At 65.8% G+C, this 22,623-nt stretch carries 28 protein-coding genes; 12 read left to right on the forward strand and 16 right to left on the reverse strand.

The genetic code is table 11. The features are described 5' to 3' along the window. Positions 1-14: 14 nt before the first annotated feature. From RH858_RS11370 to cobA, 10 genes are all read right to left on the reverse strand, one after another. Entirely contained in the window at positions 15-1,604 is a 1,590-nt protein-coding gene (locus RH858_RS11370) for a globin-coupled sensor protein (protein ID WP_259534237.1), read from the reverse strand. A 169-nt stretch (positions 1,605-1,773) separates the two neighbouring features. Next, positions 1,774-2,412 carry a thioredoxin family protein gene (locus RH858_RS11375; protein WP_259534238.1) on the reverse strand — a complete coding sequence of 213 codons (639 nt, stop codon included), beginning with the start codon at positions 2,410-2,412 and terminating at the stop codon, positions 1,774-1,776. A 308-nt stretch (positions 2,413-2,720) separates the two neighbouring features. Continuing rightward, the gene (gene cobJ, locus RH858_RS11380) at positions 2,721-3,551 is read right to left on the reverse strand and encodes a precorrin-3B C(17)-methyltransferase (protein WP_259534239.1); all 831 of its coding nucleotides are present in this window, start codon (positions 3,549-3,551) and stop codon (positions 2,721-2,723) included. A 15-nt stretch (positions 3,552-3,566) separates the two neighbouring features. Next, positions 3,567-4,505 (reverse strand): SAM-dependent methyltransferase, encoded by a 939-nt coding sequence (locus RH858_RS11385; protein ID WP_259534240.1) that lies wholly within the window; start codon positions 4,503-4,505, stop codon positions 3,567-3,569. Beyond that, positions 4,502-5,446, reverse strand: coding sequence for a cobalt-precorrin 5A hydrolase (gene cbiG / locus RH858_RS11390; RefSeq protein WP_310561913.1), 945 nt, complete (start codon positions 5,444-5,446; stop codon positions 4,502-4,504). The genes RH858_RS11385 and cbiG overlap by 4 nt, the downstream gene beginning before the upstream one ends. 4 nt (positions 5,447-5,450) lie before the next feature. Continuing rightward, on the reverse strand, positions 5,451-6,230 hold the full coding sequence (gene cobM, locus RH858_RS11395; protein ID WP_310561914.1) for a precorrin-4 C(11)-methyltransferase: 780 nt from the start codon (positions 6,228-6,230) through the stop codon (positions 5,451-5,453). Continuing rightward, positions 6,227-6,967 carry a cobalt-factor II C(20)-methyltransferase gene (locus tag RH858_RS11400; protein WP_310561915.1) on the reverse strand — a complete coding sequence of 247 codons (741 nt, stop codon included), beginning with the start codon at positions 6,965-6,967 and terminating at the stop codon, positions 6,227-6,229. Before RH858_RS11400 ends, cobM begins: the two co-directional genes overlap by 4 nt. Next, on the reverse strand, positions 6,964-7,557 hold the full coding sequence (cbiT, locus tag RH858_RS11405; RefSeq protein WP_310561916.1) for a precorrin-6Y C5,15-methyltransferase (decarboxylating) subunit CbiT: 594 nt from the start codon (positions 7,555-7,557) through the stop codon (positions 6,964-6,966). The genes RH858_RS11400 and cbiT overlap by 4 nt, the downstream gene beginning before the upstream one ends. Positions 7,558-7,632: 75 nt before the next feature. Then, complete coding sequence (locus RH858_RS11410; RefSeq protein WP_310561917.1) at positions 7,633-8,274, reverse strand: bifunctional precorrin-2 dehydrogenase/sirohydrochlorin ferrochelatase; 642 nt, start codon at positions 8,272-8,274, stop codon at positions 7,633-7,635. Positions 8,275-8,296: 22 nt separating this feature from the next. Continuing rightward, a complete protein-coding gene (cobA, locus tag RH858_RS11415; protein ID WP_310561918.1) occupies positions 8,297-9,181 on the reverse strand; it encodes a uroporphyrinogen-III C-methyltransferase in 885 nt (294 codons plus the stop codon). A gap of 158 nt (positions 9,182-9,339) precedes the next feature. Here cobA and RH858_RS11420 point away from each other — a divergent pair, with 158 nt between their 5' ends. Genes RH858_RS11420 through RH858_RS11435 form a run of 4 tightly spaced genes read left to right on the forward strand, consistent with a single transcriptional unit; the run spans position 9,340 to position 11,754 of the window. Then, the gene (locus RH858_RS11420) at positions 9,340-10,002 is read left to right on the forward strand and encodes an energy-coupling factor ABC transporter permease (protein ID WP_310561919.1); all 663 of its coding nucleotides are present in this window, start codon (positions 9,340-9,342) and stop codon (positions 10,000-10,002) included. Further along, on the forward strand, positions 9,999-10,280 hold the full coding sequence (locus RH858_RS11425; RefSeq protein WP_310561920.1) for an energy-coupling factor ABC transporter substrate-binding protein: 282 nt from the start codon (positions 9,999-10,001) through the stop codon (positions 10,278-10,280). Before RH858_RS11420 ends, RH858_RS11425 begins: the two co-directional genes overlap by 4 nt. Positions 10,281-10,318: 38 nt before the next feature. Beyond that, positions 10,319-11,044, forward strand: coding sequence for a cobalt ECF transporter T component CbiQ (gene cbiQ, locus RH858_RS11430; RefSeq protein WP_310561921.1), 726 nt, complete (start codon positions 10,319-10,321; stop codon positions 11,042-11,044). After that, positions 11,041-11,754: an ABC transporter ATP-binding protein gene (locus tag RH858_RS11435; RefSeq protein ID WP_310561922.1), complete on the forward strand. Its 714-nt coding sequence runs from the start codon at positions 11,041-11,043 to the stop codon at positions 11,752-11,754. Before cbiQ ends, RH858_RS11435 begins: the two co-directional genes overlap by 4 nt. A gap of 18 nt (positions 11,755-11,772) precedes the next feature. Here RH858_RS11435 and RH858_RS11440 read toward each other — a convergent pair whose 3' ends face one another. After that, the gene (locus tag RH858_RS11440; RefSeq protein ID WP_310561923.1) at positions 11,773-12,399 is read right to left on the reverse strand and encodes an MBL fold metallo-hydrolase; all 627 of its coding nucleotides are present in this window, start codon (positions 12,397-12,399) and stop codon (positions 11,773-11,775) included. A 136-nt stretch (positions 12,400-12,535) separates the two neighbouring features. Between RH858_RS11440 and RH858_RS11445 the strand changes: the two genes are divergently transcribed. Both RH858_RS11445 and RH858_RS11450 read left to right on the forward strand, forming a co-directional pair. Continuing rightward, positions 12,536-12,712: a DUF5786 family protein gene (locus tag RH858_RS11445; protein WP_259534250.1), complete on the forward strand. Its 177-nt coding sequence runs from the start codon at positions 12,536-12,538 to the stop codon at positions 12,710-12,712. 23 nt (positions 12,713-12,735) lie between these two features. After that, the gene (locus RH858_RS11450) at positions 12,736-13,326 is read left to right on the forward strand and encodes a DUF99 family protein (RefSeq protein ID WP_310561924.1); all 591 of its coding nucleotides are present in this window, start codon (positions 12,736-12,738) and stop codon (positions 13,324-13,326) included. A 12-nt stretch (positions 13,327-13,338) separates the two neighbouring features. Here RH858_RS11450 and RH858_RS11455 read toward each other — a convergent pair whose 3' ends face one another. Then, complete coding sequence (locus tag RH858_RS11455; RefSeq protein WP_310561925.1) at positions 13,339-14,634, reverse strand: O-acetylhomoserine aminocarboxypropyltransferase/cysteine synthase family protein; 1,296 nt, start codon at positions 14,632-14,634, stop codon at positions 13,339-13,341. A gap of 162 nt (positions 14,635-14,796) precedes the next feature. Here RH858_RS11455 and RH858_RS11460 point away from each other — a divergent pair, with 162 nt between their 5' ends. Next, the gene (locus RH858_RS11460) at positions 14,797-16,488 is read left to right on the forward strand and encodes an ethylbenzene dehydrogenase-related protein (RefSeq protein ID WP_310561926.1); all 1,692 of its coding nucleotides are present in this window, start codon (positions 14,797-14,799) and stop codon (positions 16,486-16,488) included. 58 nt (positions 16,489-16,546) lie between these two features. On the opposite strand, the gene RH858_RS11465 is transcribed toward RH858_RS11460, so the two are convergent. Continuing rightward, entirely contained in the window at positions 16,547-17,311 is a 765-nt protein-coding gene (locus RH858_RS11465; protein WP_310561927.1) for a CoA-transferase, read from the reverse strand. Positions 17,312-17,315: 4 nt separating this feature from the next. Further along, complete coding sequence (locus RH858_RS11470) at positions 17,316-18,323, reverse strand: CoA-transferase (protein WP_310561928.1); 1,008 nt, start codon at positions 18,321-18,323, stop codon at positions 17,316-17,318. A gap of 111 nt (positions 18,324-18,434) precedes the next feature. Between RH858_RS11470 and RH858_RS11475 the strand changes: the two genes are divergently transcribed. Further along, a complete protein-coding gene (locus RH858_RS11475) occupies positions 18,435-18,611 on the forward strand; it encodes a hypothetical protein (RefSeq protein ID WP_310561929.1) in 177 nt (58 codons plus the stop codon). 33 nt (positions 18,612-18,644) lie between these two features. On the opposite strand, the gene RH858_RS11480 is transcribed toward RH858_RS11475, so the two are convergent. Next, a complete protein-coding gene (locus RH858_RS11480) occupies positions 18,645-18,857 on the reverse strand; it encodes a hypothetical protein (RefSeq protein WP_259534256.1) in 213 nt (70 codons plus the stop codon). Between the two features lie 160 nt (positions 18,858-19,017). Here RH858_RS11480 and RH858_RS11485 point away from each other — a divergent pair, with 160 nt between their 5' ends. Further along, entirely contained in the window at positions 19,018-19,338 is a 321-nt protein-coding gene (locus tag RH858_RS11485) for a hypothetical protein (protein ID WP_259534257.1), read from the forward strand. A gap of 31 nt (positions 19,339-19,369) precedes the next feature. On the opposite strand, the gene RH858_RS11490 is transcribed toward RH858_RS11485, so the two are convergent. Further along, a complete protein-coding gene (locus tag RH858_RS11490) occupies positions 19,370-20,626 on the reverse strand; it encodes a GTP-binding protein (protein WP_310561930.1) in 1,257 nt (418 codons plus the stop codon). 110 nt (positions 20,627-20,736) lie between these two features. On the opposite strand from RH858_RS11490, the gene RH858_RS11495 reads away from it, so the two are divergent. The 3 genes from RH858_RS11495 to RH858_RS11505 all read left to right on the forward strand — a co-directional run bounded on the left by RH858_RS11495 (position 20,737) and on the right by RH858_RS11505 (position 22,479). Beyond that, positions 20,737-21,114: a VOC family protein gene (locus RH858_RS11495; protein ID WP_259534259.1), complete on the forward strand. Its 378-nt coding sequence runs from the start codon at positions 20,737-20,739 to the stop codon at positions 21,112-21,114. Between the two features lie 94 nt (positions 21,115-21,208). Next, complete coding sequence (locus RH858_RS11500) at positions 21,209-21,505, forward strand: hypothetical protein (RefSeq protein ID WP_259534260.1); 297 nt, start codon at positions 21,209-21,211, stop codon at positions 21,503-21,505. Further along, positions 21,505-22,479 (forward strand): ArsA family ATPase, encoded by a 975-nt coding sequence (locus RH858_RS11505; protein ID WP_259534261.1) that lies wholly within the window; start codon positions 21,505-21,507, stop codon positions 22,477-22,479. The genes RH858_RS11500 and RH858_RS11505 overlap by 1 nt, the downstream gene beginning before the upstream one ends. Positions 22,480-22,623 lie beyond the last annotated feature (144 nt).

The following is a 22,623-nucleotide window of genomic DNA, read 5'->3' on the forward strand; positions in this document are numbered from 1 at the left end:
GTCGAGGGTGTAGATTACTCCCCGCCGTCGACCAGCCGGTCGACCGTCCGGTTGATCTCGTTTACGGTGGCGGTCTGCTGTTCGTTCGCGGCGGCGACCTGCTCGACCTCGTCGCGGACGTCCTGTGCCTTCTCGCTGGCCTCCCCGACCATGCTTGCGACCTCCTCGGTGCTGGCCGCCTGGTCGTCGGTCGCGTCGGCGACTTCGGCGATCCCTTCGGAGGTCTCTTCGACGGCCTCGACGATCTCCTCTAAGTTCTCCATCGCCGACTCGACGCTGTCGACCCCCTCGTCGATCTGGTCTGTGGCGGTGCCGAGACTCTCGACGGTGCGTTCGGTGTCGGATTTGATCCGGTCGATCGTGGCCTCGATCTGGCCGGCCTGCTCCTGTGACTCCTCGGCCAGGCTCTTCACCTCGTCGGCGACGACCGCGAAGCCCGAGCCAGCGTCGCCGGCCCTTGCAGCCTCGATCGAGGCGTTGAGCGCGAGCAGGTTCGTCTGGTCGGCGATGTCGTTGATGACGTCCACGATGTCGTCGATCTCGTCGATCCGGTCGTCGAGCCGGTCGACGTCGTCTGCCACCTCGTCGGCGGCGTCGCCGACGTCCTCGATCACGTCGACTGCTTCGCCGGCGGACTCCCGGCCAGTCACGGCCAGTTTCTCGGCCCGGCTGCTGGTGGCCTCCACCTGGTCGGCCGTGGAGGCGATCTCCTCGACGGTCGCGCTGAGGTTCGACACCTCGCCGGCGACCTCCTGCATCCCCTCGGCCTGCTCGTCGGCGATCTCGGCGATCTCCTGGGTGCTCCGGGAGACGTCCTCGGACATCTCGCGGAGTTCGTCCACGGAGTTTTTCACCTCCTCGCCCACGCGTTCCTGGCGCTCGAGTTCGCCCTCCAGCCGGGAGCTGTACGACTCGATGTAGGTGTCCATCGCGACCTGCTGGTCGAGGTTCATCAGCTTCAGCACCGACAGCGCCCGGTCGACCACCTCGTCGACGGCTTCCTCGACCGACTCGACGGGTTCGGCGTCCGTGATTCTGGCCTCCTCGAGGGCTGGTTCGAAGGGATCGTCGGCGTCAGCGACCCCGTCCGGCTCCGCCGTCGCACCGCCGTCGGTCGCCGTTCCGTCACGGGCGCCGGCGCCCTCCGCGCGGGCTTTCACGTCCTCGGCGATCGCCTCCAAAAGCCGTCGGTAGTAGATCGAATAGGCGCCGAGATACATCCGCGGCCCCAGATCCAGCATGTCGTGGATCTTGCCGATCCGGGCACGCCGGTCGAAGTACGACTGGTCGTAGGTGCCCGCCCCGAGATCACGGAGGTACTCCGTCTGGGTGCGCTTGAGCGCCTCGACCCCTTTGCTGGAGGAGTCGATGACCGCCATCGACTCCGAATGAGACTGGAGATGATTGTAGAACTCGTCGACGACGTCGTCTGCGATGCCGTCGAAGAGGGGATCCATCTCCTGGAGTCGCCGGGCGTCGTCGCGTTCGAACTGCGTGAACTGCTTGCGCCACCGGATCTCCTCGTCGTCGATTCCGATCTCGTCGGTCAGGCTCGCGCCGTCGACACCGCGGCGTTCTTCAGCGCCGATCTTGTGTTCGGACATGATTGCTTATCGGTGAGTCCGGAAGCTGGAATATGTAAGTTGGCTCCCGATTACGACGACTGATAATAGCAGCAAGGCGAGACGACGAGGCGAGAGAATTCAGCTGGTAGGCTGAAGGACGGTTAAAGACCGAGCCACGTCCGAGAGAATGGGAGACCCAGGGGCGGATCTATAGCGCGTTTTTGACTTCCGAGAGGAACTGCTGTGGCGGGAGATTCCCCGTGAACTCGCCGTCTGTCCCGTTAACGTTAATCTGGGGAACGCCCCGGACGCCGTACTCCTGGGCGACCTCCATGAACTCCTGGGACTGAATCATCTCGCCGCTGACCTGGTCGTTGACCATCGCAAACCGGTGGGCAGTCTGAACTGCACCCGGGCAGTGCGGGCACGTGGGCGTGACGAACACGGTGATGTCGACCGGGTCGTCGATCTCCTGGACCGCCTCGACCAGGTCCCCAGAGAGGTCGGGCGCCCCGGTGGACAGCTCCACGATGTCGGTGATGTAGGAGTTGATCTCCTGGCCCGTCGGGAGCCCAAAGTACTTCACGCCGGAGACATCCCCGCCCTCGAGCACCTGCACGGGGCCGTGGTCGTACTTCGTTGCACCGTACTCCTCGGCCGCCTCGCTGTCGAAGTCGTGTTCTTCGATCGAGAGCAAGTCGGACGTCTCGACCATCTCCCGGTTGAACGCGAGACATTCTTCGCAGGTCTCACAGTCGTCGGTGAACGTGTGGATTGTCACCGGTTCGTCCATCCGCTCGAGGAGGTCGCCGATCTGTCGTTTGTTCTCGTCGGTCAGCAGTGACATGGGTCCCGTTTCGTCGCCAGTGCTTAAATGTGTGTTGACTCTACAATACTAATTCCAAAGGAGGATGTTCCGATGTTAGGGTACTGTTCTTCATATACGGGGTATTTAGGCAAAGTCAAAACCGATTTGGTAGGCCTTAAACTCCCTGATCATTGCCCATCAAACGCACTATTAACGACACATTACAGTTGGATATGATAAGAGCAGCAAGGGCGGTGACGCCGAGCAACTGAACCGCGCCGGTGAGCCGAATCGTGGTTAAAAACGAACCACCGAAAGGCGCCGGGATTCCCGGGTACGGACCATCACTAGTAGTCGTACTTCGTCTCGTACCCCCGCGGGGTAATCATCCGACCGTCGTAGACGTAGGTGTCCTCGGTGCCGACCAGAAGCGTCGACCGCATGTCGAGAACGTCGCTGTCGCCCATCGATTCCAGCTCCCCGAGCTCGACGATCTCGACGCGTTCGTCCTCGCGGCCGGCGGCGTGGACGATTCCGACCGGCGTCTCTGGGTCGCGGTGTTCCAGCAGGATTTCACAGCATCGTTCGAAGTTCCCCTCCCGTCGCCGACTCCAGGGGTTGTAGACGACGATCGCCAGCTTCTCGGGGGCGACCGCGTGCAGTCGCGACTCGATCTCCGCCATCGGGACGAGGTGATCCGAAAGCGAGATGGTGACGGTGTCGTTCACGAGCGGCGCGCCCAGCCGGGCGGCACACGACTGGGCGGCCGGGACGCCGGGGACGACCTCGAAGTCGAGGTCGCTGGGGGTCGCGTCCTTCGACTCGATTATCTCGAGTGTGAGCCCCGCCAACGCGTACACGTTGGGGTCGCCGCTGCCGACGATCGCCACGTCGTGGCCCGCGATCGCCCGATCGACCGCCTCCTCGGTCCGGGAGACTTCCCCGCCCATCGACGTGGCGTAGACGTCCGCGGCCGCCTCGATGATCTCCTCGGGCAGCAGGTCGACGTAGGTAGTGTAGCCGACGACGTGGTCGGCGTCGAGAAGCGCCTCCCGCGCCCGGATCGTCATCCCCTCCGGGTGACCGGGGCCGAGCCCGACAGCCGTAAGCGTGCCGTGGGTCGGTTCCTCGTCCTGTGCCGCCGTCCGTTCGTCGGTTCCGTCAGTAGCTGTTGTCATACGCTGATCGAATCCTCAAAAGTCGGTTATCTCGCGGTCGCCGCGGGGGGTGAACATACAGCGCCGACCACCGAATTCCCGAATCTCCGTCCCCGCGTTTCCGACGACGAGCGTTGTCGCCATCGCGTCGATTCCGTCATCGCTGGCTTCGTCCTCGTTGCCGTCGTTGCCGTCGTCCTCGTTGTCCAGTAGCTCCTCGAGCGTCGCGATCCGTCGCCGCTCGCCGACGCGTCCGGCTTCCTTCCGGCCGACGTCGGTGACGACGGCGACGGGAACGTCTCCGGCGCGTTCCTCGCGGATCGTCGCGAGCGCGCGACGGTGGTTCCCTCGAGGGTTGTACAGCACAATCACGAAGCCGCTTTCGGCGGCCGCCCGCAGCTTCCGGCCGATCTCGTCCCAGGGACGCCACCGCTCGGACAGCGAGACGGTACAGAAGTCGTTGGAAAGCGGCGCCCCCAGCGCCGCAGCCGCGCCGGTCGCCGCCGTTACGCCCGGAACGACTTCGATCGGGAGGTCCTCGGCGCCAGCCTGCTGTGCGGCCGAAAACAGCAGGTCCGCCTTGCCGTAGACGTTCGGATCGCCGCCGGAGACGTGGACGACGTCCTCGCCGTCGCGGACGCGCCGGACGGACAGCTCCGCGAGTTCCCGCTGGCGTCCCATGCTGGACCGCACCAGCGTCTGTTCGTGGCCGCTCTCCCGGACAACCACTTCCTCGTCAAACGTCGTCCCGTCCCCGTCGGCAATCGAGTCGTCCTCGAGCGCCGCCGGAGGGAGAATTCCGCCCTCACAGAGGAATCGGCGGTACAGGTCGGCGACGATCACGCAGTCGGCGTTCCTGATGACCTCCTGTGCCCGCCGGGTCGCGTGCTCGGGCAACCCCGGGCCGATACCGACGACGTACAGGGTTCCGTAGTCGTCTTCCCGGTCGGACGACGGGGAATCGTCCCCGGTCATCGCGCGATCGCCACCGTGATCTCGCCGCCGTAGCTCGTCTTCTCCAGCAGGAGCTCACCCTCGCGGCCGCCCGCGATGGCCGACGACTCCGCGATCCCCGGCCAGCCGACGAGCTCCCGCGACTTCGAGGGGGTCGGCCCCTCGTGGTCGAAAAGTGTCTCCCTATCGAACGTCACCAGGCCGACGCCGAACTCGGCTGCCGCCTCCCGGAGGCCCTCCTCGCCCTCCTTCAGCGTCCCGGTGGCGACGAACTCGACGTCCGCCGGGCCGTGTGCGGTCCGGTCGAGGGCGTCCCGCCAGGCGTCGAGGAACGCCTCCGCGCCGACGCCCGAGACGCAGCCGGTGCCGATCACCACGCCGTCGCCGCCGGCCGTCTGTGCGGCGCGTTCGAGTACGGTCACCTCGTCGTCGACGAGCACCGCCCGGGGGCCGTCGATCCTGACGACCGGGCCCAGCTCGCCCGTGAGCGCGGCGGTGTTGGTCGCGACCGTCGAGTCGGGGGTGACGATCCGCGCATTCAGCGCCGCCGCCCGCGTCTCGACGGCCGGCTCGGCGTCCGGTTCGTCGGTCGCCTCCGTCGCGGTCGTCACCGCCGGCGTCGCGCCCAGCGCCGCGAGCTCGGTGGCGATCCGGTTGCCGCCGTGGTGCCCCCCGACCAGCGGGATCGCCCACGTCACCCCGTCGTCGACGACGACGACCGCCGGGTCGGTCCACTTGTCCTCGAGCAGCCCGGCGACCTTCCGGACCGCGATCCCGCTTGCCATCACGGCCACGAAGCAGTCGTACGCCCCCCAGTTGTCGGCGAAGACGTCGGCGTGGTACGCCAGGACGTCGACCTCGCGTTCGGATCCCCGCAGCTCGTCGGCGATCTCCCCTGCGGTGTCCTGGTTCCGGTCGAAGGCGACGACGGCGATCGATTCGTCCCCGTTGATGTCGCTCACGCGATCAGTCCTCCCAGTCGTGTTCGCCCTTTGCCCACCCGCCGTAGAGGTGGGATCGCTCGTACCCCGATCCGGTGACCGCCTCGCCGATCACCACCAGCGCGGAGGCACGGTAGCCGGCCTCCTCGACCCGGTCGGCGATGGTGTCGATCGTGCCCGTGATGACGTCCTCGTCGGGCCAGGAGGCGTGATACACGACCGCGACCGGGGTGTCGGGCTCTTGGCCGTCCTCGAGCAGCCGGTCCATCGTCTCCCTGACGGCGTGGGTGCCCAGATAGACGCAGGTCGTCACGTCCCCCATGTCGACGAACTCGGTGATGTGGTCGTTCTCGGCGTCGAGGGTCCGCCCCTGGGGGCGGGTGATGACAACGTGGTTCGAGACCTCGGGCAGCGTGAGCTGGGTGCCGAGCGTCGCGCTCGCGGCGAAGGCCGCGGTGACGCCGGGCACGAGATAGCTCGGGATCCCGCGCTCGGCGAGCGCGTCCATCTGCTCGACCGCGGCGCCGTAGATCGACGGGTCGCCGCTGTGGAGCCTGACGACCGTCTCCCCCGCCTCGTAGGCGTCGGCCATCAGCGGGATCAACTCCTCGAGGTCCTTGCCCGCGGAGTTCACTGTCCGGGCGCCCTCACAGTACTCCTCGAGCAGCTGGCCGTTGACCAGCGACCCCGCGTGGACGACCAGGTCGGCCCCCTCGAGCAGCCGCCTGCCGGCGACGGTCAGAAGCTCCGGATCCCCGGGGCCTGCGCCCACGAACGGGATCCCCTCCCGATCCTCGTCGATCATCGCTGTCCCTCCGACCGAGACATCTCGGTTCGGAACTCGTCGGTCCGAGACTTCTCGGTTCGGAACTCCTCGGTCCGGAACTCCCTGTCGAGATCGCGTTTTTCGGCGTACGCGAGCGTGAAGTACTCCCCGTCGGTCAGATCTGCAGGATCGTCAGTTATCACTGTCTCTCCCTCCATGAACAGCCGCCGGCCGAACCGGACGTCGTAGCCCGCCTCGGTCAGCTTCTCCGCCGTCGCTTCCGGGTCGGTGACTTTGAACAGCACCAGCCGGTCCGGGCCGACCGGCGCCGCCCCGTCCATCGCCTCCCGGAGAGTGATCTCCGAGCCGGTTTCGATCTCGACGCCGAGGGCGCTCGCGAACGCGGTCGCGGCGCTGACGCCGGGGATCACCTCGATTTCGACGTCCGGGTGCAGCGCCTCCAGCGTCCGGCGGAGGTGGCCGAACGTGGAGTAGACGTTCGGATCCCCGAGGGTGACCACCGCGACGTCGCCCGTCCGGTTCGCCTCGGCGACCCGCCGGGCGGCTGTCCGCCAGGCCCGGCGCAACTGCTCGTCGTCGTCGGTCATCGGGAACGAAAGCTCCTCGATCGTCGATGCCGGGACGTGCTCGACGGTGATCGACTGCGAGAGCTCACCCGACGCGTAGACGGTGTCTGCGTTCTCGAGCAGTCGTTTCCCCTCGATCGTGAGCAGGTCGGCGTCGCCGGGGCCAAGTCCGATACCGTACACCGTCACCGTTCGTTTCCTCCACTCGCCTGGTTGTCGGCGAGTTCGTCGCTCGCTCCGCCGCCGCGACCGACGATCACGAACACCGGGTTCTCGGCCGACAACCCGGTTTCGCCGGCGAGGTCGTATCCTCTGCTCACCTGGAGCTGGATCGTCTCCGCGAGCAGGTCCCGCGACCGGAACGCCTCGATCATCCTCGCGGCGGTTTCGATCCGACAGACGTTCATTACGATCCGCTCGACGCCCGTCTCGACGGCGTGATCCAGCACCGCCTCGGCGTTCCGGCTCCCGCCCAGGAACAGCGCGTCGGCGTCTTCGGGGAGGCCGTCGGGCGCTTCCGCCTCCCGCAGGGTCACGTCGGCGTCGTAGTCGTTCGCCGCCAGGTTCCCCCGCGCGGCGTCGAGCCGTTCGGAGTTCCGTTCCAGCGCGGTCACGGCCGCCGCCCGGCGCGCCAGTTCCACCGTTACGGCGCCCGTACACGCCCCGACCTCGGCGACGTGATCCGTGGGCCGCACCGCGAGCTTCGAAATCGCCACCGCGCGGACCTCCGGCTTCGTCGGCCCGGCGTCCGCCTCGTGTGGCAACGAGAGTTCGGCCATCGGACGTACAGTTCGAACCATGCTTAAAAACAATTCCGTTTGATGTATAGAAACTCTGTTTTCATTCTCGGTTCTTCATTCCGTCGAGGCGATCTCGGCTGCTTCGAGTGCACGACCTCTGGCGTCGTCGTACCGCCCGTCTTCGAGCGCCCGCCAGACGCCGTCGTCGTCGATGATGCGGCGGAGCGCTTGCCGACGCTGTTTTGCCGACAGGTCGGGATCGTCGTCGAGTCGGTCGCGGAGGTCGGCCTGGAGCCCGACCATCGGTTCGGTCCGGTCGAGGAGCGGCTCGATCTCGCGTCGGAGATGTCGCGCCACTGCGGGGCTTTTGCCCCCCGTCGAGATGGCGACGGTGAGCGGTCCCGACTCGGCCCGGGCCGGCGTGACCGTGTCGCCGCGCTCGTCGACGCGGTTCACCAGCGCGCCCGCCTTTCGGCCCGCCCTCGCGATCGCATCGTTGAGCGTCCGGTCGTCGGTTGCGGGGATCACGAGGAAGAGATCTCCCTCCACGCTCGCGAGGAGTTCGTCGGCCTCGTCGGGTTCCAGCCGCCGCCGTCGACGTTCGCAATCGACCTCGTCGAGCCCGTCCACGAACGCGTCGGCGACGACGGTCACGTCGGCCTCGGTGGCGAACGTCCGCGCTTTGCGGAGCGCGACCCGGCCGCCGCCGACGATCACCACCGACCTGCCCTCGAAGTCGTGAAACAGCGGTAGCATGTCGTTTACTCTCCTTCGAGTTTCACGCGGGCTCGAACTCGCGCAAGCTTCCGTCGATGTCGTCGTACACCTCGATCACGTCCCCGATCACGACCGTCGCGGGCGAGCCGATCTCCGACTCCTCGACGCGGTCGACGACCGAATCCAGGCTCGCCCGGACGACGTGTTGCGCCTCCCAGCTGGCCTTCTGTATCACCGCGACCGGGATGTCGCCGTCGAGACCGTTGGCCTGCAGCGCCCGCACGTTCCGGTCGAGCGTCCGCACGCCCATCAGGATCACGAGCGTGCCGCCGCCGCCGACGTGGCGGGCGAGCGCGTCCCACTCGAGGGTGCTCTCCTCCTTTTCGGGGGTCTCGTGGCCGGTGATGACGGTGAACCGCGAGGAGACTTCCCGATGGGTGAGCGGGATCCCCGCGATCCCGGGCGCTGCGGTCGCACTGGAAATACCGGGCACGATCTCGAAGGGAATCCGCCGCTTTGCGAGATACTGGGCCTCCTCGCCCCCGCGTCCGAAGACGAACGGATCGCCTCCCTTCAGGCGAACGACCGAGTCGCCGTCGTCGGCGTGGGCGGCCATCAGTCGATTGATCTGTTCCTGGGGGGTCTTGTGGTCGACCCGCTTGCCGACGTCGAGCACGGTCGCGGACGACGGCAGACAGTCGACGAGCGTCTCCCGGACGAGCGCGTCGTGAAGGATCACGTCCGCGGTCTCGATCAGGTACCGCGCACGCACCGTAAGCAAGTCGGGATCCCCAGGCCCGGCCCCGATCAGATACACCGTCCCCGGCTCCGCGCGTGCCCGGTTCGGGATCGCCGGTGGTACCGGAAACGACGGCCCTTCGCCGGGGGCGTTATCGTCGAGATCACCATCGGGCTCGGGGGTAACCTGGGATTTCTGATCGTCCATTAGTAGATAAGGCTTATTTGAAGTAACTTCAATCTACTTGTATTCGTTCCCGGGTAGGTCTGCAGCTCGGATCTCCCTCACTGAAACAAGCTCCATTGAGTTAATGAAATCGAAATTGATTTAATCCGTTTCCGTGAACTCCGTCCTAGAGGCTACTCATGCACATAATGGAAGGCTTCTTGCCACCCCACTGGGCGGTACTCTGGTACGTACTGGCGGCCCCGGTGGTCGCGTACGGCGCGTATCGCACGTGGAGAATCGTCTCGGATCGGCGGGACGCGAAGGCCTTGCTCGCCGTCGTGGCGGCGTTCATTTTTGTCTTCTCCGCGCTGAAGATTCCTTCCATCGTGGGGAGTACGTCCCATCCGACGGGAACCGGGCTCGCAGTAGTGCTCTTCGGGCCGGCGGTGACAGCGTTCCTTTCGACGATCGTGCTCCTGTATCAGGCGCTGCTGCTGGCCCACGGCGGGATCTCTACCCTCGGAGCGAACGTCTTCTCGATGGGGATCGTCGGGCCGACGGCGGCGTGGTTGGTGTTTCTGCTCGCTCGGCGGCGGACAACGATCGCGCGATCGACGTTCCTCGCGGCCGTGGTGGCGAACCTGGTGACCTACCTCGTCACCGCGGGGCAGCTCGCGATCGCCTTCCCGGCTGGCGAGGGACTCGCCGGCGTTCTCGCGGCCGCGGTCAACTTCGCGGCCGTGTTCGCGATCACCCAGGTTCCGATCGCGTTCGTCGAAGGCGCAATCGCGGCCGGCGTGATCGGCTATCTCGCCGAGGTCAAAACCGACGTCAAGAGCCGCCTTGAGGTGCCGGCATGAAGCGGCCGGCGCTCGCACTGGCTTTCGGTGTGGTGCTGCTCGTCGCGTTGATCGCGAGCACGGGCTTTATCGCCGGCGACTGGGAGGGAACCGATCACGAGGTCGAACACCAGATCGAAGCGGAGAACCCGGAGTTCGAACCCTGGATCTCCCCCCTGTTGGAGCCGCCGAGCCACGAGATCGAGTCGCTTCTGTTTAGCCTGCAGGTCGGCATCGGCGCGCTGGTGATCGGCTACGTCCTCGGATCGCGGCGGCTCGTCGACGACGATCGGGCGTAAAACGCAGCAGACAATCAACCACATCAGGAACCATCTCAATGCACGAGACGCTGGAACGGGTACAGGTGACGTCGTCGCCGGCCATCGACGGGCCGCTGAAGGTGTACGTCGCGCTGCTCGCGCTGGCGCTGGCGGTAGCCAGCCCCGTTCGAACGACGCAGGTCGCGTGTGTGATCGCCTTCACGGGGCTCGCTTATCACGCCGCCGGCAGTCACGCGCTGCGGCTGTTCGCCGTGCCGGTGACGTTTCTCGTCCCCGGACTCGCGGTCGTCCTGATCGTGACGCCGGGCGGAGAGACGCTCGCGGAGTTCTGGTTCGTCTCGGTTACCGAAAGCGGGATCGAGACGGCACTGAATACCGGCTTGCGGTCCCTGGCGTCGCTTTCGGTGCTCGGGTTCCTCGTTTCCACCACCCCCGTTCCGGAGCTGTTCGCGGCGCTGCGGCGGCTCCGGCTTCCCGCGTTCGTCGTGGAGATGTCGCTGCTCGTGTATCGAGGCATCCAGCTCCTCCTGGAGGAGGCCGATCGGCTCCGGGCGGCCGCCGCCGCCCGGCTCGGCTTCCTGGACCGCGGGACGACCGTCCGATCGACGAAACTGATCGCCGGGTCGCTTTTGGTTCGATCGCTCGACCGCGCCGAGCGGCTGGATGACGCCATGCAGGCGCGCGGGTACGACGGCCGGATGCCGACCGGCGAGTACAACAGTTGCGGTCACGGCTACGCGGCCGTCGTCCTCGGGGCGTTGATCGTGACGGTGGTCCCATGACGATCGAGGCGAGGGGCCTCGAGTTCGCCTACGAGACGGCGCCGATCCTCGAGGGCGTCGACTTCCGGGCGGCCGGCGGCGAGGTGACTGTCCTGCTCGGGCGCAACGGCGCCGGCAAGTCGACGCTGCTCCGCCAGTTCAACGGGCTGCTCGAACCGGACAGCGGTGCCGTCTACGTCGACGGCGATCGCGTGAGCTACGACAGGGGGAGCCTCCGATCGCTGCGGCGGCGGGTCGGCTACCTCTTTCAGAACCCGGAGGATCAGCTCGTGGCCCCGACCGTCGGGGGGGACGTCGCGTTCGGTCCGGAAAACCTCGGCGTCGACCCGTCCGATCGGGTCGAGTCAGCGCTTGAAACCCTCGGACTCGAGGGGTACGAGGACCGTCTCTGCAACCAGCTGAGCGGGGGTGAAAAGAAGCGGGCGTCGCTGGCGGGCGTGCTCGCGATGGAACCCGACTATCTGCTGTTGGACGAGCCCACGCTGGGGCTCGACGGCGACGGCTGTGCCCGGCTCTCCGAGGACATCCAGCGGATCCGTGAGGCGGACATCACCGTCGTAATCGCTACCCACGATCTCGGGTTCGCCCTGTCGGTCGGGGATTCCTTTGCCGTCCTCGAGGACGGCGTGATCGCCCACAGGGGCGCTTCGATATCCCGGGAACAGGCCGTCGAGTTCGGCCTCCGGACGTTCGTGTTCGAGGACCGATAGTCGGTCGCCCCCTGGAGGTCACTCGTCGGGATATTTCGGCTCGCGCCGCTTTGCCCGCCGCAGCGCTCGTTCGATCACGTCCCTGACGGAATCGCCGGCCGAACTCGCCTCGAAGGGGTCTCCGTGGCCGGCGTACATCGTGGTCACGGTGTCGGGCAGGCGATCGAGCAGCGTCTCCAGGCTCTCGATCAGTCGCTCCCGGGACTGGCCGGCCATGTCCGTCCGGCCGAACGAGCCGTCGTCGAATGCGCCGTCGTTGTAGACGACGACGTCGCCGCTGAACAGGGCGGTCGCGCCGACCAGAGAGACGTGATCGTCGGCGTGTCCCGGGGTGTAGACGACCTCGGCGGTCTCGGTGCCGAGTTCGATCTCGTCGCCGTCCCCGATCGCGTGGGTTCGCCGGGGATGGTCAGCGTAGGCGTAACAGTCCGGATCGAACCGGTCGAGCACGGCGTCGAGTTCCGCGACGTGATCGCCATGCTGGTGGGTAAGCACCACCCGATCGAGTTCCTCGACGTGGTCGGCGACGACGTCCTCGACGCCGAGGACGGTCCCGACGTCCACGAGCGTCGTCGTCCCCTCCGTCAGGAGGTAGGCGTTGCAGGTGAACCGTTCGGCGCCGTCGGTGACCGTGATCGGATCCATACCGGCCGATCGGGCGCCTCCGAGGAAAAGCCAGCGGCCGGGATCGCGCGGGTCGATGTCGCGGAGACGGGCGCCGGAATACATGTCAAAAAACGGGCGGGAGATTTTTCCGTATGGGACGGATATATCTGTCTGTATGGGCTTCGGGAGCTACGACGAATCCGAACAGGAGAACCAGAACCTCGATGCCGACTTCGACGATTCTGGCGGCGTTCAAACCGCGGAGAACAACCACGAGGGAAGCGTCGAGTTCGAGTTCGAAGCGTCCAACGACGAACTCCTCGACCGGCTCAAGGAGATCAAAGGCGAGTGAGCGCCGGGGAGTAAACCCTGGGGATGAAACCCGGCGCCCGGCTGCTGGGGATCGCCGCCTCCGACGCCGCAGCGCGGAGTTACCTCGCGGGCGCGCTCGTCCGCGCCGACCGGATCGTCGACGGATTCGGGGTCGCACGTTGCACCGTCGGCGGGCTGGACGCCACGGAGTCCGTTCTTTTGCTCTTCGATCGACTCGACCGCGAGGACTGCCGGCTGCTTCTGCTGTCGGGGGTCGCTCCCGCGTGGTTCAACCTCTACGACCTCGATCGGATCCACGACGCCGTCGATCGGCCGGTGCTTTCGGTCTCCTTCGAGTCGAGCCCCGGCCTCGAGCCGGCACTTCGCGAACATTTTTCGGGGAACGACCTCGAAGAACGGCTCCGGATCTACCGCAACCTCCCGCCGAGACGAGCCGTCGACATCGGGGATAACCGTCTATACGTTCGGGCGGTCGGCTGTAGCGAAAAGCGGGCCGCCGAGATCGCCCGCACGGTGACCCACGACAGCGGCATCCCCGAGCCGATCCGGGTGGCACAGCTCGCGGCAGGGGCGGTTCGGGCGGCCGCCGAGGCCGACGAACACGGTGCCGAGAACGGCGCCGATTTCGAATGAACCCTCGTGTCGCTACGACGTCGCCGCCTCGATGGCGCGTTCGAGGTCCTCGATGATGTCCTGGGGATCCTCGATGCCGACCGACAGTCTGACCATGTCGTCGGTAACGCCCGCCGCCTCGAGTTCTTCCTCCGAAAGCTGCTGGTGAGTGGTGCTCGCTGGGTGGATCACGAGCGTCTTCGCGTCACCGACGTTCGCGAGCAGCGATGCCAATTCCGTCGATTCGACGGTGGTTCTGGCGGCTTCGTACCCGTCCTCCAGGCCGAACGTGATCATGCTTCCGTAGCCGTCGAGATACTCCGTGGCCTCCTCGTGGGTTGGGTGGCTCTCCAGCCCGGGGTAGTTCACCCACGACACCTCCGGGTGCTCGGAGAGGTATTCCGCGACGGCCTGCGCGTTCTCGACGTGGCGCTGGATCCGTAGCGGCAGCGTCTCGAGCTTCTGTAGAGTCACCCACGCGTCGAACGGGGACTGGGCGCTGCCGATGTCTCGGAGGCCACGGGCGATCGCGGCGTAGGTAAAGGCGGCGTCGCCGAACCGCTCGGCGAAGTTGACGCCGTGATACGCCGGGTTCGACTGGGCGATCTCCGGGTAGTCGTCGGCGTACTCTTCCCACGGGAACGACCCGCCGTCGACGAGCACTCCGCCGATCGTCGAGCCGGCGCCGTGGATCCACTTCGTCGTCGATTCCCAGACGAGGTCGGCGCCGTGCTCGAGGGGTCGGCACTGCACCGGCGTCGCGAAGGTGTTGTCGACGAAGAAGGGGATCCCGTGTTCGTGGGCGATGTCGGCGAGCCGCTGGAGGTCCGGCGTGTCCAGCGCGGGGTTGCCGATCGTCTCACAGTGGAGGTAGGCGGTGTCCTCGTCGATCGCCTCCTCGTAGGCCCCGTAATCGAGGGTGTCGACGAACCGGGTCTCGATCCCCCGCCGTTCCACCGAGTGGGTGAAGTACGTGTAGGTCCCGCCGTACAGCGACGAGGCGGTGACGATGTTGTCGCCCGATTCCGCGAGCAGGAACGTCGCCAGGTCCAGTGCGGCCATCCCGGACGCGGTCGGGACCGCGCCGACGGCCCCCTCCAGCGAGGCGAGCTTTTCGCCCAGCCGGGCGACGGTCGGGTTCAAAAGACGACTGTAGATGAACCCTTCCTCCTCGAGCGCGAACAGTCGGGCTGCGTGATCGGCGTCGTCAAAGACGTACGACGTCGTCTGGTGGATCGGCGGCGCCCGAGCGTTGGTCGCGGGGTCGGGCGTTTCGCCGTCGTGAACGCTTCTGGTGTCGAACCGGTAGCCGTCCGAGTCTTCTGGCATAGCCCTCTCTACGACGGGGTCCCTCCTAAACCATCGAGGCCGGGTCAGGACCTGCCGGTGTCTCCAACGCCGGCAAAAAGGGTCGCATTTTCCTGCAAGTGTTGTACAATTTCTGTTATCCTTACCAAAAATGGTATGCCCTGCCTTTACTTGTACCCCTTCATGGATGAAGATCACCCCGCGGCCGATTCCGGTCAGATCGACGACGAGGAAGCCGCCGAGATCGAAGCCGAACTGGGCGGACAGTTCACGATGCCACGGGGGTCCTCCGAGATCCACCGCCGAAGGTTGCTCGGCGCGATCGGCGGCGCGAGCACCGTTGCAGTGGCGGGCTGTCTGGGGATATTCGACGACGAGGAGCCCACGCCGACGCCGGACGAGGAGACACCCACGCCGACGCCGGACGAGGAGACACCCACGCCGACGCCGGACGAGGAGACACCCACGCCGACGCCGGAGGAACCTGAGCCGGAGTATCCCCTCGATTATTCCGCGATGGAGACGTTTCAGTCGGACGTCGCGCCGAAGGAACTCGTGAAGCCGATCGACGTTCAGATCGCCTTCAACGACGAGGAAATCATCTTCCGGTTCCAGTGGGAACAGCCCGATCCCGGCGGGTGGATCCACGACATGATCTACTACGACGGGGACGAGGGCGAATGGAAGCGCCTCGCCGACTGGGATCCGTGGGTGCTCGACCCCGATTACGGCTACGCCGACCACCACGAAGGCTACTACGAAGACCGACTCAGCTTCATGTGGCACGACGGATCCCTCCAGGAGTTCGAGAACTTCGGTGGCTGGATAACTGTCATGGAGGGTGTCCGAACACTCCCCGGGGCAGCCACGGAGGAAGCCGTCGTCAACCACCCACACTTCGGGGATGAGGGCCTCGGTCGCAGCGACATGCGGAAGTTCATTCCCCAGTCCCGCGAGGGCGAGTGGTGGGAGCATTCGTGGGACGAACCGAAGTCCGAGTCGGAACTCCAGGAGATGCTCGAAAACGGCGAGTACATCGACTTCCCGTTTTGGCGAGCCCACCGGAGTAACCCCGTGGGGTACGGAACGAACCACCACGTCCTGGATTACCGGCACGGTAACGTCACCGGTCAAGACACGTTCGGCAGCCAGGGCTGGGATCCCGAAACCGGCCCGGAGTACATGTTCGATCCCGACGTCCTCGAAGGCGGTGCGATCGACCGGGCCGACGTCGTCCACGACGACGGGTCGCCCAACAGGGAGGACATGCCCGCCGTCGACGAGCCCGAAACGTACGCGCTGATCGAAGACGAGAACATGGTCGAGTTCGACCCGGACGTCGCCGAATGGGACGGCGCGATGATCCCCCGCCGGCCGCTTCGGGAACCGACGGAGGCCGGTGCGTCCTGGCCCGCCGAGGGCGACTGGTCGGACGGCACCTGGACCGTCGAGATACGCCGGGAACTCGACACGGGGTACGTCGACGACATGCCGGTCGAATCGGGTGGCGTGTACACGTGGGCGCCGGCGATCCACCACGGTGCCTCCCAGCGCTGGCACTGGGTCGCGTACCCGTACAAGCTCGGGCTCGGGACCGAACCGGAGTACTACGGCGAGAGCGCCAACCTCGGCAACACCGAACTCGTCGCCGAGGAGGTCGAGGGCGAACCGGACTGGGACGACATCGAGACGTACACGATCCCGCTCATGTATCCCGGAATGGCCGACTGGACGTGGCTCACCAGCGGCGAACATCCTCGGGTCGACGACGTGCGCAACGCCGACATCACCATCTGGGAGTACCACGACGAGGATCCCCAGTCGTTCGCTCAGCGGATGATCGACCTCGAGGAACGCGAAGCGCCCCGGAAATAACGACCTCGCGGCGCCACCGCGGGGCGGGTGCTCGAAGCCGACAGGGCGTCCAGCACCCCTACCGAATTATCCCGCGCGGATCGAGCTCCTCGCGCAGCAGGCGAAGTTCCTCGTCGGTCGGCTCCGGACTCCGGCCGTAGTCGTCGGGGACGTGGATCTCGAAGCCGCTGTTTTCGTGGATCTCCTCGAGATCGACGCCCGGATGCAGTGCGTCCAGCGTCATCTCCCGGGTTTCCTCGTCGAACCGGTAGACGCCCAGCTGGGTGATCACCCGACTCGGACCGGTGTCGCTGGGGAGGCCGGCCTCCTCGCGGGCGCCCGGGCCGTCGAGGTAACCGGGTGTCGTCCGGAAGTCCAGCTCCTCGACGAACGATTCCTCGCGTTGCCGCATCGCGATGATCGTTTCGTTGGCCCACGAGCCGATGTCGTTGGCACCGCCGCTGCCGGGAAACCGGACCGTCGGCGACTCCCAGTCGCCGATGACGGTGGAGTTGAGGTTGCCGTAGCGGTCGATCTGTGCCCCCCCGAGGAAGCCGTAGTCGATCAGCCCCGCCTGGCCGTACGACATCACCTCGTGCATGCCCGCCGCCGTCAGCGCCCGGTGGAAGGTGCGCTCGTCGCCCACCGAGACGGGAAGTGCGGGGGCGTCGGCACCGATCCCGCCCGCCTCGTAGACGAGGGTGACGTCCGGAGCGTGGGTGCGCTGGGCCAACATCGCCGCCAGCATCGGCATCCCGGTGCCGACCATCACGGTGCTTTCGTCCTCGAGGATCTTCGATGCGACCGTCGTCAGCAGTTCGGTGTCGGTGTACGCGTCGGTCATGCGTTCACGCCCACGGGTAGTCGGCTTCTCGTTCGTACTGTTCGATCGCTTCAAGTTCGGCGAGTTTCTCCTCCCCGCCGATCGTTTCCAGGTACTCCTGGAAGTCGTCGGTGCCGATGATGTATCGCTCCAGGTACTCCCGGGCGCCTGCATCGGTTTCCGACAGCTCGATCCACTCGGCGAGGTGCGCCTCGTCGAAGTAGTACTGGCGGGGCATCTCCCCGGGATGGCTCCCGTAGGGCGCCTCGACGACGGCGTCGACCTGGAAGAACGGGATGTCGGTCGCGTCTGGATCTGCCCGGAGTTCCTCGGTGTCGACGATCTCCTCTGCGGTGACGATCAGTCGCTTCGCCGCCCCCGCGAGCTGCGGGTCCTCGACGGCGATTCCGTCGATCACTGCATTTCCGTATCTGTCTGCCTTCGAGACGTGGATCGACGCGACGTCGGGATAACAGGCCGGAAGCAGCGTCACCGGATCGCCGGTCCAGGGGTCCTCGACGACCTTCGCGGAGCTCTTCTCGAAGGTGTCTGTCCCCGACATGATCCGGGCCGGGACGAACGGGATCCCCATACTGGCTGCGAGGAAGCGCCACTGGAGCGCGCCGTTGCTCGCCTCGGCGAGGACCTTGACTTCCCCACCTTCGATCTTCCGCCGGGAGGCGGGGGCGAGCCCCCGCGTCTCGTGGCCGAACGAGTAGGCGACCTCGACGCCTGCGACCTGTCCCGCGCCGATCAGCAGGTCGAGATCGAAGACGGCGGTCTTGCCCGAGACGACGAGGTCGGCTACGTCCTGGCGGATGATCTCGTGGAGGATCGGCGTCGAGATCCTCACGTGGCCAAAGCCCCCACCGGCGATCAGGTCGCCGTCCTCGATGTACGCTTCGACCGCCTCTGCGGCGGTCATCCGCTTGTCCTCGAACGCCCGGGACTTCTCTTCGGCCATCCACTCCCTGGCGTCGTCGGGGTGTTCCCACCCCACCAGTTCGCCGTTGCCCTCCTCGATGACGTTCATCGTTTGGTCACGTCCGGAGCTACGGCCATGCTCCCCTTGACTGCACCGACTGTTCGCGGTCGGCGGATGACGGACGGAGGTTTAAGGCCGCCCGAACCGACCGTGGAGCCGATGGCGTCAAAGGGAGATCCTCGGGTCCACTTCGTGATGAACGTGATCCTGTCGGCGGCGTTCGTCTACGTCGCGCTGGTGGGGCTGGATTTCGTCGGTGCCGCAGAGTTCACGCTACAGACGTATCTGATCGCGACGGCGGTGCTCGTCGTCCTCACGCACGTGCTGGTCAGGTGACCGCGGTCCGCTGAGAGGATTGTCTCTCTCGCCTCAACAGGCGCAACTCGCAGTCCCGGGCGATCGCTCGAACGACATCTCTGCCCCACAGGAAGGACACTCGGGAGCGGCGTCCTCCGGGACGTCGCCCCCGGGGATTCGTTCGTCACAGTCGTGACACCAGTAGGCACCGACGGACTCGGATGCCGAGGGACGGTGCCGTGCCGGTTCCGAGAACAGGTTCCGCACCGAGTCGAGCAGTCCCATATTCGAGAGACAACTGCCAAACAGTTAGTTTTCTCCCGGATGTGTGAGCTATTTGCACACCTGGGCGTCGTCCGTCCGTACTGCTCTCGTTCCGGTGACGGCGCGACTTTGTATGGTAGCATACGACACGCTTTTTAGGGTAACTCCCTACGTTCGGTCGATGCAGCTCCGGAACCGCGAGGGGACGCCGATCGATCCCGTGCCGTTCCTGGTCGCGGCGCTGCTGGCCGCCACGATCGCGATCGCCTGGGGCCCGGTGTATCTGCTGGAGTTCGGAGTCGATCTCGCGGTCGCCGTCGCGGTCTCGGTTGCTGTCGCCGCAGTTTCTGTCGCCGTCGCGTACTATCGGCTGGTGTGGACGGCGAATCCGACCATTCGCGAGGAAGTTCCCGCGGACGTTCGGTTCCGGAAGTTCCTGTACGCCATCCTCGTCGCCGTGATCGTCCTGTTCGTGCTCCAGGGGATCCAGGTGTCTCGGTAATCACCCCCGTTTTCGGCGGCTCCGCCGCCGCTCACCGACGGTCGATCTCGACGGATTCGCCCGTCTCTACCGGGTATCTCGCCCCGGTTTCCGTCCGTTCTCTCGTCTCCCACTCCCCGGCGTCCCATTCGTCGTCGGTCACGAGACAGTCGTCGAGGCGGTCTGGGATCCCCGCGTCGTCGACGTCGCGACCGATGAATACGAGTTCGGTCCGGCGGTCGCCGTGTTCGTCGTCCCACGGCAGATCCGAGTTGCCGTCGCGGTACAGCTCCTGTTCGATTTCCGGAAGCCCCGCGATCCATGGCCCGACGGCCTCGAACCTGACGGTTGGACCGGCCTGACTGTACGACACCGCCAGGTCGTCCCTGCCGGCGATCCAGCACAGCCCCTTCGAGCGGACGACCGCTCCCGGGAGGTCGGTTACGAACTCCCACAGCCGTTCCGGATGGAACGGTCGGCGACGCCGGTAACTGATCGAGGTGATTCCGTACGTTCGCTCGGGTGATACATGGCCATGGTCGTGGTCGTGATCGTGATCGTGGTCGTGATCGTGATGTTCGTGCATGTGGCGGTCGATCTCGAACGTCGGCGCCCCGCCAGTCTCGCCGAGGTCATCGGGGTCGAAGCGACCGGTGGCGAGAATCTCCCCGGGATCGACCCGCCCGTGGACGCTCCCGACGAGTTTCGCTCCGGGGTTGAGCGTCGAGAGCAGTTCCTCGGCCAGTTCGCGTTCCTCCTCGTCGACGAGATCACACTTGTTCAAAAGCAGAACGTTGGCGGTTTCGATCTGTTCGACGAGGAGATCCGAGAGGGGCCTGTCTTCCGATCCAGGCGCTGTTTCCCGTTCGACTGTTTCGGTGTCACCGAACGTCTCGAGGAACTGCGTCGCGTCGACGACGGTCACGAGGGTGTCGAGGTCGTAGACGGCCGCCGCCCGTGACGCGGTCGTGAACAGTCGGGCGACCGGCTCCGGTTCGCTGATTCCCGACGCCTCGACGACCAGGTAGTCGAACTCGCGTTCGTCGGCGAGCCGTGCGACCTCCGTCTCCAGGTCGTCCTGGCGCTCACAGCAGATACAGCCGTTCGACAGTTCTGCGACCCCTCCGTCGGCAGCGACGTCGGTTCCCGTAGAGAGCAGTTCGGCGTCCACGTTGATCTCGCCCATGTCGTTTACCAGCACCGCGATCCGTCGGTCACCGGCGTTCTCGAGCAGGTGATTCAGCGTGCTCGTCTTGCCGGCTCCCAGACTTCCGCTGAGCAGCGTGACGGGGATCTCATTCGTGGTCATTGAAGACTCATCGATTGCCGAGCTACTTGACCTCCCGGGTGCCCCTAGCGACGACTGTTCTCGGTTGATGCCACCTCAACTGTTATGCAAGCGGCCCGAATTGGTCACGTATGGAAGTCATCCACACGGCGCTCTGGACCGACGATCTCGAGGCGACGCTCGCGTTCTACACCGACGTGCTCGACCTCGAACGAGTCTGGGGATTCACCGCCGACGACGGGGTAGAAAACGTGTACGTCGGAACGGAGTCGGGGGCCGAAATCCAGTTCAAGCACGATCCCGACGGCGACGAGGTTCCGGAGCCAGCCGGCATCGATCACGTCGCGATCGCGGTCGAGGACACGGACGCGACCTACGAGCACACCGTCGACGAGACCGGCTGCGAGGTTGTCGTCGAACCCGTAACGATGGACCACATCGACGTCAAAGCAGCCTTCGTCCGCGATCCGAACGGCTACGTCGTCGAGTTCGTCGAACATCTCGAGTGAGGGGAACGGCCGCGGTCGGCGCGGTCGAACTGTTTCGATCCCGCCCCTCTGTCGCCGGAGGAGTTTTGACCACGTGGCGTCCATACGCTGGCATATGGAGCTACGTTCCCGTATCGACGCGTTCCTGGAGACGCTCGACGAGTGGCTCAGGGGGCTGTACCACGGCCTCCTCACGCATCCGGCCTACGAGAAGATCGAAAATGAGGCGGAGGATCTGGAGGACGCGTTCATGCTGGCGTGCTTCCCCGACGCCTTCGGCATCCCGAGCCCGGTGTCGTACTACACGGCGGAGTTTCTGCCGTACCTCGAAGACGAGTACGAGGCCTGGCAGCGCCGGATGTGGGACCGGGACACGCTGATCGAACGGAAAGGACAGCAGTACCACTTCTGATGGCGACGTTCACGTTCTTCGGCGGCAAGGGCGGCGTCGGCAAGACTACGGTCTCGTCGGCGTTCGGGCTCAAGAGTGCCCGTGCCGGGCTGGAGACGCTGCTGGTCTCGACTGATCCCGCCCACAGCACCGCCGACGTGTTCGACCAGCCGTTCGGCGACGAGCCGTCCCCGGTCGACGGGATCGACGGACTCCACGCGATGGAGATCGATCCCGAGGAAGAGGTCGACCGCCACCGCCAGGAGATCCGCCGACAGCTCGGACAGCAGCTCAGTCCGGCGATGGTAAACGAGATCACCATGCAACTCGAAATGGCCCACCGCACCCCCGGCGCCTACGAGGCAGCACTTTTCGACCGCTTCATCGACGTCATGCGCGAATCCGACCCGTACGACCGAGTGGTGTTCGACACCTCACCCACCGGCGGAACGCTCCGGCTGCTTGCCCTGCCGGAGTATCTCGAAAAGTGGATCGACCGCCTGCATCACAAACGCGAAAAGAGCATCGAGTACTACGAACGCGCCGCGATCGGCGACCGCCAGGCCAGACGAATGATGGAGGGCGACCCGATCCTCGCCCGCCTCCGTGAGCGGAAGGAGCGATTCGCCTTCGCCGGGGAGACGCTCCGCGAGAACGCCGCATTCCATCTGGTGCTCAACCCCGACGAGCTGTCGATCCGGGAGACTCGACGCGCAGTCGACTCGCTCGAGGAGAGTGAGCTCACCGTCGCGGGGCTGGTCGTCAACAAGCTCACGCCGGCGCCCGATCCCGACGAAGACGGCCGGGGTGCCCGGTATCTCCGCGAACGAGTCGAGACGGAACAGGAGCGTCTCGAGACGATCCACGGCTCCTTTTCGGTCCCGGTCGTCGCCGAAATCGAAAACCGCGTCCGCGAGATCAAAGGTGATCTCCTCGAAAACGTCGCCGACGAACTCGCCATCGATCCGGCGGCGGCCACACACGCGTCAGGGTGATTTCTGTCGGTCAATTACCACGCTCTCGTCGTATTTCTCCCAACCAATACATTTATTATGATGTTTGTTACTTATCTACACACCTCAGCTTTGAACGTTAGCGTCGGCTGTTGAGTGAACGAAAAGGTGGTCGATCTCTTGCAT

This window comes from Halalkaliarchaeum sp. AArc-GB (genome assembly GCF_031432225.1).
In the GTDB taxonomy this organism is placed as follows: domain Archaea; phylum Halobacteriota; class Halobacteria; order Halobacteriales; family Haloferacaceae; genus Halalkaliarchaeum.

Bases quoted from the DNA above. Each gene is read 5' to 3' on its own strand.
- RH858_RS11370 (WP_259534237.1), bottom strand. From the start codon at position 1,604: ATGTCCGAACACAAGATCGGCGCTGAAGAACGCCGCGGTGTCGACGGC.
- RH858_RS11375 (WP_259534238.1), bottom strand. From the start codon at position 2,412: ATGTCACTGCTGACCGACGAGAACAAACGACAGATCGGCGACCTCCTC.
- cobJ (WP_259534239.1), bottom strand. From the start codon at position 3,551: ATGACAACAGCTACTGACGGAACCGACGAACGGACGGCGGCACAGGAC.
- RH858_RS11385 (WP_259534240.1), bottom strand. From the start codon at position 4,505: ATGACCGGGGACGATTCCCCGTCGTCCGACCGGGAAGACGACTACGGA.
- cobM (WP_310561914.1), bottom strand. From the start codon at position 6,230: ATGATCGACGAGGATCGGGAGGGGATCCCGTTCGTGGGCGCAGGCCCC.
- cbiT (WP_310561916.1), bottom strand. From the start codon at position 7,557: ATGGCCGAACTCTCGTTGCCACACGAGGCGGACGCCGGGCCGACGAAG.
- RH858_RS11410 (WP_310561917.1), bottom strand. From the start codon at position 8,274: ATGCTACCGCTGTTTCACGACTTCGAGGGCAGGTCGGTGGTGATCGTC.
- cobA (WP_310561918.1), bottom strand. From the start codon at position 9,181: ATGGACGATCAGAAATCCCAGGTTACCCCCGAGCCCGATGGTGATCTC.
- RH858_RS11420 (WP_310561919.1), top strand. From the start codon at position 9,340: ATGCACATAATGGAAGGCTTCTTGCCACCCCACTGGGCGGTACTCTGG.
- RH858_RS11425 (WP_310561920.1), top strand. From the start codon at position 9,999: ATGAAGCGGCCGGCGCTCGCACTGGCTTTCGGTGTGGTGCTGCTCGTC.
- cbiQ (WP_310561921.1), top strand. From the start codon at position 10,319: ATGCACGAGACGCTGGAACGGGTACAGGTGACGTCGTCGCCGGCCATC.
- RH858_RS11435 (WP_310561922.1), top strand. From the start codon at position 11,041: ATGACGATCGAGGCGAGGGGCCTCGAGTTCGCCTACGAGACGGCGCCG.
- RH858_RS11440 (WP_310561923.1), bottom strand. From the start codon at position 12,399: ATGGATCCGATCACGGTCACCGACGGCGCCGAACGGTTCACCTGCAAC.
- RH858_RS11445 (WP_259534250.1), top strand. From the start codon at position 12,536: ATGGGCTTCGGGAGCTACGACGAATCCGAACAGGAGAACCAGAACCTC.
- RH858_RS11450 (WP_310561924.1), top strand. From the start codon at position 12,736: ATGAAACCCGGCGCCCGGCTGCTGGGGATCGCCGCCTCCGACGCCGCA.
- RH858_RS11455 (WP_310561925.1), bottom strand. From the start codon at position 14,634: ATGCCAGAAGACTCGGACGGCTACCGGTTCGACACCAGAAGCGTTCAC.
- RH858_RS11460 (WP_310561926.1), top strand. From the start codon at position 14,797: ATGGATGAAGATCACCCCGCGGCCGATTCCGGTCAGATCGACGACGAG.
- RH858_RS11465 (WP_310561927.1), bottom strand. From the start codon at position 17,311: ATGACCGACGCGTACACCGACACCGAACTGCTGACGACGGTCGCATCG.
- RH858_RS11470 (WP_310561928.1), bottom strand. From the start codon at position 18,323: ATGAACGTCATCGAGGAGGGCAACGGCGAACTGGTGGGGTGGGAACAC.
- RH858_RS11475 (WP_310561929.1), top strand. From the start codon at position 18,435: ATGGCGTCAAAGGGAGATCCTCGGGTCCACTTCGTGATGAACGTGATC.
- RH858_RS11480 (WP_259534256.1), bottom strand. From the start codon at position 18,857: ATGGGACTGCTCGACTCGGTGCGGAACCTGTTCTCGGAACCGGCACGG.
- RH858_RS11485 (WP_259534257.1), top strand. From the start codon at position 19,018: ATGCAGCTCCGGAACCGCGAGGGGACGCCGATCGATCCCGTGCCGTTC.
- RH858_RS11490 (WP_310561930.1), bottom strand. From the start codon at position 20,626: ATGACCACGAATGAGATCCCCGTCACGCTGCTCAGCGGAAGTCTGGGA.
- RH858_RS11495 (WP_259534259.1), top strand. From the start codon at position 20,737: ATGGAAGTCATCCACACGGCGCTCTGGACCGACGATCTCGAGGCGACG.
- RH858_RS11500 (WP_259534260.1), top strand. From the start codon at position 21,209: ATGGAGCTACGTTCCCGTATCGACGCGTTCCTGGAGACGCTCGACGAG.
- RH858_RS11505 (WP_259534261.1), top strand. From the start codon at position 21,505: ATGGCGACGTTCACGTTCTTCGGCGGCAAGGGCGGCGTCGGCAAGACT.